This is a genomic window from Thermocrinis sp. (assembly GCF_036781485.1).
GTDB lineage: Bacteria > Aquificota > Aquificia > Aquificales > Aquificaceae > Thermocrinis.
In genome coordinates this window covers 21,703-29,462 of sequence record NZ_DAIQAX010000015.1, presented here as the reverse complement: position 1 = coordinate 29,462, position 7,760 = coordinate 21,703, and the positions used below count along the sequence as shown (strand labels likewise).

10 protein-coding genes and 1 tRNA gene are annotated in these 7,760 nt (G+C 42.0%); 7 read left to right on the top strand and 4 right to left on the bottom strand.

Annotation, left to right across the window (positions count from 1 at the left end; genetic code table 11):
• Positions 1–97: 97 nt before the first annotated feature.
• The 5 genes from sucD to V7P40_RS07460 all read left to right on the top strand — a co-directional run bounded on the left by sucD (position 98) and on the right by V7P40_RS07460 (position 2,669).
• Positions 98–979, top strand: a complete 882-nt coding sequence (gene sucD, locus V7P40_RS07480) for a succinate--CoA ligase subunit alpha (RefSeq protein WP_333785353.1) — start codon at positions 98–100, stop codon at positions 977–979.
• A gap of 65 nt (positions 980–1,044) precedes the next feature.
• Positions 1,045–1,263, top strand: coding sequence for a ferredoxin (locus V7P40_RS07475; protein WP_333785352.1), 219 nt, complete (start codon positions 1,045–1,047; stop codon positions 1,261–1,263).
• Positions 1,227–1,442, top strand: coding sequence for a ferredoxin (locus V7P40_RS07470; protein ID WP_333785351.1), 216 nt, complete (start codon positions 1,227–1,229; stop codon positions 1,440–1,442). Before V7P40_RS07475 ends, V7P40_RS07470 begins: the two co-directional genes overlap by 37 nt.
• A complete protein-coding gene (locus V7P40_RS07465) occupies positions 1,435–2,196 on the top strand; it encodes an MBL fold metallo-hydrolase (RefSeq protein WP_333785350.1) in 762 nt (253 codons plus the stop codon). Before V7P40_RS07470 ends, V7P40_RS07465 begins: the two co-directional genes overlap by 8 nt.
• Positions 2,163–2,669, top strand: a complete 507-nt coding sequence (locus V7P40_RS07460; RefSeq protein WP_333785349.1) for a VTT domain-containing protein — start codon at positions 2,163–2,165, stop codon at positions 2,667–2,669. Before V7P40_RS07465 ends, V7P40_RS07460 begins: the two co-directional genes overlap by 34 nt.
• Positions 2,670–2,671: 2 nt before the next feature.
• On the opposite strand, the gene V7P40_RS07455 is transcribed toward V7P40_RS07460, so the two are convergent.
• From V7P40_RS07455 to atpA, 4 genes are all read right to left on the bottom strand, one after another.
• A tRNA-Ile gene (locus tag V7P40_RS07455) sits at positions 2,672–2,743 on the bottom strand.
• 13 nt (positions 2,744–2,756) lie between these two features.
• Positions 2,757–3,491, bottom strand: coding sequence for an aminotransferase class IV (locus V7P40_RS07450; RefSeq protein WP_333785348.1), 735 nt, complete (start codon positions 3,489–3,491; stop codon positions 2,757–2,759).
• The gene (locus tag V7P40_RS07445) at positions 3,488–4,279 is read right to left on the bottom strand and encodes a DUF72 domain-containing protein (RefSeq protein WP_333785347.1); all 792 of its coding nucleotides are present in this window, start codon (positions 4,277–4,279) and stop codon (positions 3,488–3,490) included. Before V7P40_RS07445 ends, V7P40_RS07450 begins: the two co-directional genes overlap by 4 nt.
• On the bottom strand, positions 4,276–5,787 hold the full coding sequence (atpA, locus tag V7P40_RS07440; protein WP_333785346.1) for a F0F1 ATP synthase subunit alpha: 1,512 nt from the start codon (positions 5,785–5,787) through the stop codon (positions 4,276–4,278). The genes V7P40_RS07445 and atpA overlap by 4 nt, the downstream gene beginning before the upstream one ends.
• 62 nt (positions 5,788–5,849) lie before the next feature.
• Between atpA and V7P40_RS07435 the strand changes: the two genes are divergently transcribed.
• Positions 5,850–6,344 carry a gliding motility protein gene (locus V7P40_RS07435; protein ID WP_333785345.1) on the top strand — a complete coding sequence of 165 codons (495 nt, stop codon included), beginning with the start codon at positions 5,850–5,852 and terminating at the stop codon, positions 6,342–6,344.
• The gene (locus tag V7P40_RS07430; protein WP_333785344.1) at positions 6,341–7,735 is read left to right on the top strand and encodes a hypothetical protein; all 1,395 of its coding nucleotides are present in this window, start codon (positions 6,341–6,343) and stop codon (positions 7,733–7,735) included. Before V7P40_RS07435 ends, V7P40_RS07430 begins: the two co-directional genes overlap by 4 nt.
• Positions 7,736–7,760: the final 25 nt, after the last annotated feature.

Below are 7,760 nucleotides of genomic sequence, written 5' to 3'. Positions count from 1 at the left end.
ATTAAGTTTTTGCTCTACAAGTTTTTAGAAGTCCCACATAAGCAAGAATAAAGACCACTTGTGCTATAATCTTTACACTCTTTTATGGGGGTTTGATATGGCAATACTGGTGGGGAAGGATACTAAGGTTGTGGTCCAAGGCATTACTGGAAAGGAAGGGTCCTTTCATGCTTTGCAGTGTAAAGCCTATGGCACGCAGGTGGTGGCTGGAGTTACTCCCGGAAAGGGTGGGCAAACTGTAGAGGATATCCCAGTTTTCAACACTGTAGAAGAAGCGGTCAGAGAAAGGGGAGCTAACTGTTCCCTTATATTCGTCCCACCTGCCTTTGCGGCAGATGCCATAGTGGAAGCCTTAGATGCGGGCATAGAGCTTGTAGTTTGCATCACAGAAGGTATTCCAGTAAGGGATATGCTGAAGGTAAAACACTACATGATTAAAAACTATCCCAACGCAAAGCTCATAGGTCCCAACTGTCCCGGAGTTATCACCCCCGGAGAGGCAAAGGTAGGCATAATGCCAGGGCATATTTTCAAGAGGGGAAACATTGGAATTGTTTCCAGAAGTGGCACCCTAACTTATGAAGCATCCTATCAGCTTACGCGCTACGGCCTTGGACAATCTACCGCGGTAGGCATAGGTGGAGACCCAGTGCATGGACTATCCCACAAAGACGTTATAGCTATGTTCAATCAGGATCCAGAAACTCAAGCCATACTTATGATTGGAGAGATCGGAGGAACTGCAGAGGAGGAAGCGGCAGAATACATAAAAGAAAACGTCAAAAAACCCGTCTTTGCATACATAGCAGGTATAACCGCTCCTCCTGGTAGAAGGATGGGGCACGCTGGAGCAATAATAACAGGAGGAAAGGGAACAGCTCAGGCAAAGATGGCTGCATTAAAAGACGCTGGGGTATATGTTATAGAAAACCCAGCGTTTATAGGTAAAACAGTGGCAGAAACACTCGGAGTTATATGAAAGACATATTTATTTTCTAAATGTGATATAATTTATGCAATCCAAAACTTTTAGGAGGTTAAAGTATGGCTTTGAAGACTAAAGTAGACCCGGATACCTGCACATCCTGTGAGCTTTGCTACGATAGAGTGCCAGAAGTATACAAAAACAGAGGGGATGGAATTGCAGAAGTGGTATCACCTGGTCCGGATGGTTGGATGGTTGTGCCTTCAGAGCTCGAGCAGGAGGTAAAAGAGGTTACGGACGAATGCCCCAGTGGGTCCATAATTACAGAGGAAGCATAAAGATTGACATAGATACCTGCACTGCCTGCAGGCTTTGCTACGAAGAATTACCAGAGATATTCTCAGACAGAGGAGACGGCATTCCTATAGTGTATGCAAAGGTTGTAACTGAAAGTCTTATAGAAAGAGTCTTTCAGATAGCGCAGGACTGTCCAAGCGGTTCCATAATCCTTGAGTGATAAACTGATATTCGTAGGCACTGCGGGCGGGAGGGCAAGCGTTTTCAGACGCATCCGGCGCTCTGGTGGCTTTCTTTTAAGACTTTCTGACCTCTGGATCCACACAGACCCTGGCCCTGGAGCCTTTGTCTATCTTCACGATATGGGATTTGACCCAAGGAATTTAAACTGCGTAGTTTTATCCCACATACACTTGGACCACTCTTCGGATATCAATTCAGTTATTGAAGCTGCCACCGATGGAGGAAAGAAAAGGGATTTAGTCCTCTTTGCTCCGCTTTCTGCCCTTGAAGGAGAAAACAGAGTAGTCCTTCCCTTTGTCAGAAGGGAGAGGACTGCAAGGGAATTTATTTTAGAAGAAGGGAAAGAATACGAATACAAAGGCTTGAGCATAAAGGCTGTTATGAAACACAAACACCACCACACAGAAACCTACGCCATTTTATACAACAGGAGGATTTTATACGTTTCCTGCGCACTTTACGAGGACAGAATGCTTGAAGTCTATCCAAAAGGTCTGGACCTTATCATAATAAACACCACCCTTTACGAGAAGAAAAAATACATAGAGCATCTTACCGTTCAGGATGCTAAAAAAATCCTTTCCCATCTAAAGCCCAAACTTGCCATACTTACCCACTTTGGCTACGAAGTGCTCTCAAGCCACAGCTTAGAAGACATAGCGGTAGAAGTAAGAAGGGAAACAGGCGTGGAAACAATATGCGCTTACGATGGGATGGAGGTGGAGCTTTGATAGAGAAGTTTTTCCCAGAGCTTAAGGCTTGGGCAGAAAGCTTTGTTTTGTCTCATGGCTATACCGCTTTATTCGTTCTTTCCTTTACCGAGTCTATAATCCAACCAGTACCACCTTATCCCTTTGTGGCAGCTGCACCCTTTTTTAAGCTAAACCCCTACACAGCCGGTTTTGTTGCCTTTGTAGGAAATATATTAGGTGCGGTGGTTGCTTTCTTTTTAGCCAAGCTTTTGGGAGAGAGCTTTGTAAAAAGACTTTTTAAAGAGAGGCTTTACACAAAAGGAGAGGCGCTTTTTAACAGGTATGGATTTTTTGCAGTCCTTTTGGGAGAGCCTTATAAGTTGGTGTGCTGGCTGGCTGGGATTTTTAACATGCCCTTTTTGACTTTTATATTAGCCAGCATTTTGGCACGTGCTATAAGGATCGGAGTTTTTGTGTTCTTTGGAGATGTGCTTGGTAGGTTTTTACAGTAAATTGGGTGCGGGAGGACTCGAACCCCCAACCGGGCGGTTATGAGCCGCCCGCTCTGCCATTGAGCTACGCACCCTTTACCTTTTATATTATACATCAAATTCAAACCTTTCAATAACTTTTTTTATCTCCAAAGACACGCCCTTCAGAATCCTTAAGCCAAATCCTTCAATTTCAACCGGTAAGCAGTCTATCAAGGCATTAACTATAAAAGCACCCTCAAAATCTTTTAACCTTTCAACCTTTATGCGCTCCTCCTTAACATCCATAAATTCCTTCAAAATCCTCAAGGTAGTGCCTTCAAGTATTCCACTTTCCTTGGCTGGCGTGTAAAGAGTGTTTCCCTTAAGGAACAAAAGGTTAGCAGAAGAAGTTTCGCATACCTCATCCCTTTCATTTACTATGATCCCATCGTAGAAACCCTCTTGCAAAGCTTGTCTTTTTACCATTACGTTAAATAGATAGTTTGTGGTCTTGTGCCTACAAATGGGTTCTGTAGAGTGTCTTCTGTAGGATGAAAGTGTGAGTTTTATAGTCCCTTGAATGGGTTTGAGCTTTTTGAGTATGATCATCTTCCCATAATCGTTAGCCTTTCCGCCGTAGTAGTCCTCTCCCTTGGCTATCAGACAAAACTTAAGGTAAGATTGATCCTTTACTTCTACCATGCAGTCTTCTTTAAACTCTTCGTAACTTGGACAGGGTATGCCAAAAAATTCTGCTGACCCTTTTAGCCTTTCGTAGTGTAGTCTAAGCCTTTTTTCCGATATGGGCAGTTTCATGGTTTCAAAAAGCCCCTCTCCGTAAAGCAAGGTGCGATTTATCATTCCCACTCCCTTTCTTCAAAGGCTCTTTGTAAGCTTTCTGGAATCTCTACATCAATACCGAACAAGAGCTTAGTTTGAAGAGCGTTTAGCACAGCTTTGGCTTTTGCAGTGTTGTTAAAAAATATGTAAGTCTCCCTATCTCCCAACTCTTTTATTTTACTTCTAATCTTTATCAGCTCTTCCAAAGAGTAAAGATAGTCGTACAGGTGCTCTGGGTCTTTCCCGTGAAGTCTGACGTAGTTTATTGCTCCAACTCCCACCCAAGGTCCCACCAAAAACCTCTTATCCTTCGGCGCATCACTATTCACTAAGGAAAAACCATTTTCTTCCAAAAACTGGTAAAAGTCAGCCCTCCTAAAGCTTTTGTTTCTTACCTCCACCACCTTGTCTATGCCTTTAAACTCCTTAGATATCTTCCTTAAATACTCAAGGCTTTCTGCAGAGTATCCAAAGTTGTGTGGAAATTGGAAGAGGATGGCTATGAGCCTCTCTTCTTCAATCATGGGCTCTATGGAATAGATAAATCTTTTTACATCCTCCGAGAAGAAGCTCCTTCTGTGTGTGAAAACTTGATGGGCTTTTACAGAAAACTTAAGCTTACTGGTCCTTTCCAATAAACTTTTTACACTACTTCTGTCTGGAAACCTATAAAAAGAAGAGTTAAGCTCTAATACGTTAAAAAACCTTTCGTAGTACTTTATCCACTCCTGTCTTTTTAAATTGTGGGGGTAGAAAACCCCCACCCAGTCTCTGTAGTAAAAACCACTACATCCTACATAAACCTTCAAGGTGTAAATTTAGACTTAAAGTCCTTGAGCGCTTCATCTATCTTTTTCTTTAGATCTTCGTCAAGAGCTTTCTTTTCTTTTATTTCCTTTAGGATGTCGGGTCTTTGTTTATCAAGGTATGTGTATAGCTGTTTTTCAAACTTTCTGACCGCTTCCACAGGTAGGTCATCCAAGTATCCGTTGGTCCCCGCATATATGGCCACTATCTGCTTTTCCACAGGTATGGGATTGTATGGCTCTTGCTTTAAAAGCTCTACAAGTCTCAATCCTCTGTTGATGGTCTGCTGAGTTGCTTTGTCAAGTTCAGAGGCAAACTGAACGAACGCTTCCAGCTCTCTGAACTGAGCCAGATCCAACCTAAGAGTTCCAGCCACTTGTTTCATAGCCTTTATCTGTGCCGCACCACCTACACGAGAAACTGAAAGACCCACGTTTATGGCAGGTCTTACACCTTTGTTAAACAGGTCAGGCTCCAAGTATATCTGCCCGTCTGTGATGGATATAACGTTTGTGGGAATGTATGCGGCCACGTCCCCAGCCTTTGTTTCTATTATGGGCAGTGCGGTTAAGGATCCAGCTCCGAGCTCGTCGTTGAGCTTGGCAGCCCTTTCCAAAAGCCTTGAGTGAAGGTAGAAAACGTCCCCTGGGTATGCCTCCCTTCCCGGTGGTCTTCTCATAAGCAAAGATAGCTGTCTGTAAGCTTCTGCGTGCTTTGAAAGGTCATCGTAAATTATAAGTGCATGCTTTCCGTTGTCCCTGAAGTATTCCCCTATGGTGCATCCTACAAAGGGAGCCAAGTATTGCAAGGATGCAGGATCTGTGGCAGAAGCGACCACTACGCATGTGTATTCCATCGCTCCACTTCTTTCAAGCAGTTCTATAATCCGGGCAGTGGTTGACCTCTTTTGTCCTATGGCTACGTATATGCAGTAAACATCCGTGTCTTTTTGGTTAAGTATGGTGTCTATGCATATTGTAGTTTTACCAGTAGAGCGGTCTCCTATAATAAGCTCCCTTTGGCCCCTTCCTATGGGAATCATTGAATCTATTGCTTTAATACCCGTTTGCAGTGGCTCATGGACAGATTTACGCTTTACCACACCAGGAGCTATCTTTTCTACAGGAGACCTGTATTCATACTGCACTGGGCCCTTTCCGTCTAGGGGATTTCCAAGGGGGTCTATAACCCTACCAATAAGACCTTCGCCCACGGGAGCATCGAGAATTCTACCCGTCCTTCTGACCAGAGAGCCTTCCTTTATACCACTTTCACTGCCAAGCACAATCAAACCTACGTTGTCCTCTTCTAAGTTGAAAGCCAAACCCAGCGTGCCACCTTCAAACTCAACCACCTCGTTTGCCATTACGTTGTCCAATCCGTAAGCTCTTGCCACGCCATCACCAACGTAATAAACAACTCCCACCTCTTCCATCTTCACAGATTCTTCCAAACCCTTCAACTGCTCTTTTAACATCTGCAGTGCTTCTTCATAGCTTATGGTTGCCATAATATTACCTCCTAATAACTTTTGGGATTAATATTATACTATTCCTTACTAGGAGGGAGAAAATGATTGTGGATTTGGAAAAGAAGCTCATAAGGCTAAAAGTTGTGTATTATAGGCCTGCAATGTCTGGTAAAACTACTAACTTAGAGAGCATTTCCAAATTGGAAGGTTTACAGCTTACAAAAATAGATACAAAGGGTGAAAAAACCTTAGTCTTTGATTTTTCAACTAAGAAAGTGCCAGTTAGCAACATGACTGCTTCTTTTGCCCTTTATACAGTGCCCGGTCAAGAAATATACAAAGACATAAGGCTAACGGTTTTGAAGGGTGAGGATTTACCCAAGATAGGCAAAAGATACGAGGAAGTCCCTGTGGTAATCCAGTACAACAAGATGGACCTGGAAAACGTGCTTCCCTTTGAGGTCTTGGAGAAGGAAATAAATAAGGATAGACTGACATCGGTATGTGCTAGCGCTATTAAAGGGGAGGGGGTTAAAGAGACCTTTAATATGATAGAAAGTCTCTTGCTATCACGTCTGGAGCGGATACTGGGATGATATCGGGCTATTTTACTTCTCAACAGGACTTTGTGGATTTGGTTAATGGGTATCTTTCCAACAAAGAAGGCATACTCGAAATTTATTTGGAGGGTAAATCTATAGAACTGTACATTGAGAAAGGCTATATAAAGGGTTTTTATGTAGAAACAGAAGGGTTGACCGTTGCCGAGATTAACACATCCTCTCTACTGCTTTATAACCTTTTTAGTATGTTAGATAATCCAAGTGCTCTTTTCACCTTTAAAACAGGCATAGATAAAGATAGTTTTTTCAAGCTTCATGAGCCCATATCTGCCGAAGAGTTAATCTTACAGCTTCAGCTTGCTTACCAAGAGTTTAAGTCCATTCTAAGCTTTATCATAACACCATTTGCCAGTTTTAGAGTACTAAGACCCTTTGAAGGAATGCATCATTATAATGGGAAGACTTTTGCCTTTGTTATTCTGACGTCCAAACAGAACCTAGTTCCCGAAATGAGAAAAATACGAGAACTTTTCCAATCTGGGTTTTTGGATATAGGACAGTTTTTAGCCCCAGAGGCTAGCAAAAAAAACTATGAAATAGACTACATAGTTAGGAATGTGGATGTAAGAAACGTAAACACATTCTCCCTATTTGAAAGCCTTAAACTAAGTAAATTTACCGGTTTGGTTAGTATAAACGGACCTAACAGTAGTTACAATGCTTATTTCAAAAGAGGCAATTTTGCAGCGCTTTATCCATATAGCTGTGATCTTTTTGACTTTCTTCTTAGTCCTGAAAATGGCTATACAATGAGCATAATCAGCATGCCTGAAAATCTTTTAGAAAAGTTCATGCTACGACATTCAACAAATAAACTAGTAAACAACCTTTTCGACGATTTTGTAGAATTGGGGAAGCTCTTCATAGGGATTGTAAAGAGAGGATTCAGTGGTTTGCTGACACTCCGAAAGGGAAATGAAAGAATTTATTTTTTATATGAAAATGGGACCTTGTTAGCCTCGCTGCTGGATAGAGATGAGATAAAGGTATCAAAAATGGAACCCTATAAGGATAATTTCTTATTGGAGCTTATTCCCTTTGAGAATATGGAAAACTTCTGGGAAGTATTACATCTTCTCTTTATAAATACGGTGTATGGCATAATTATAAGGCATAGCAGCCAAACAACTCAAAGCATACTCCACTATCTGGTATCTTCCGACCTCCTCAAATTAGTGGAGGGAAGGATTTATTTCAGAGTTGATCCCATAGGTAGAAGGGAGGATGTTTTAGGTTTTCTGTCTTTTCTTTTGGATGTAGGCCAAAAAATTTTAGGTAGAAAGAGGTTAGAAGAGGAATTGGAAGCGTCCTTACATCCCTATAAGGAGGTTTTTAAAATATTAGATATAGAGAGATTGCACTAAGCTTTGGGATAAGAGTGCTGTTGGT

What these genes read in the sequence shown, in the direction of transcription:
- V7P40_RS07475 (WP_333785352.1), top strand. Translation starts at nt 1,045, where the DNA reads ATGGCTTTGAAGACTAAAGTAGACCCGGATACCTGCACATCCTGTGAG.
- V7P40_RS07470 (WP_333785351.1), top strand. Translation starts at nt 1,227, where the DNA reads ATGCCCCAGTGGGTCCATAATTACAGAGGAAGCATAAAGATTGACATA.
- V7P40_RS07430 (WP_333785344.1), top strand. Translation starts at nt 6,341, where the DNA reads ATGATATCGGGCTATTTTACTTCTCAACAGGACTTTGTGGATTTGGTT.
- V7P40_RS07435 (WP_333785345.1), top strand. Translation starts at nt 5,850, where the DNA reads ATGATTGTGGATTTGGAAAAGAAGCTCATAAGGCTAAAAGTTGTGTAT.
- V7P40_RS07460 (WP_333785349.1), top strand. Translation starts at nt 2,163, where the DNA reads ATGCGCTTACGATGGGATGGAGGTGGAGCTTTGATAGAGAAGTTTTTC.
- sucD (WP_333785353.1), top strand. Translation starts at nt 98, where the DNA reads ATGGCAATACTGGTGGGGAAGGATACTAAGGTTGTGGTCCAAGGCATT.
- atpA (WP_333785346.1), bottom strand. Translation starts at nt 5,787, where the DNA reads ATGGCAACCATAAGCTATGAAGAAGCACTGCAGATGTTAAAAGAGCAG.
- V7P40_RS07450 (WP_333785348.1), bottom strand. Translation starts at nt 3,491, where the DNA reads ATGATAAATCGCACCTTGCTTTACGGAGAGGGGCTTTTTGAAACCATG.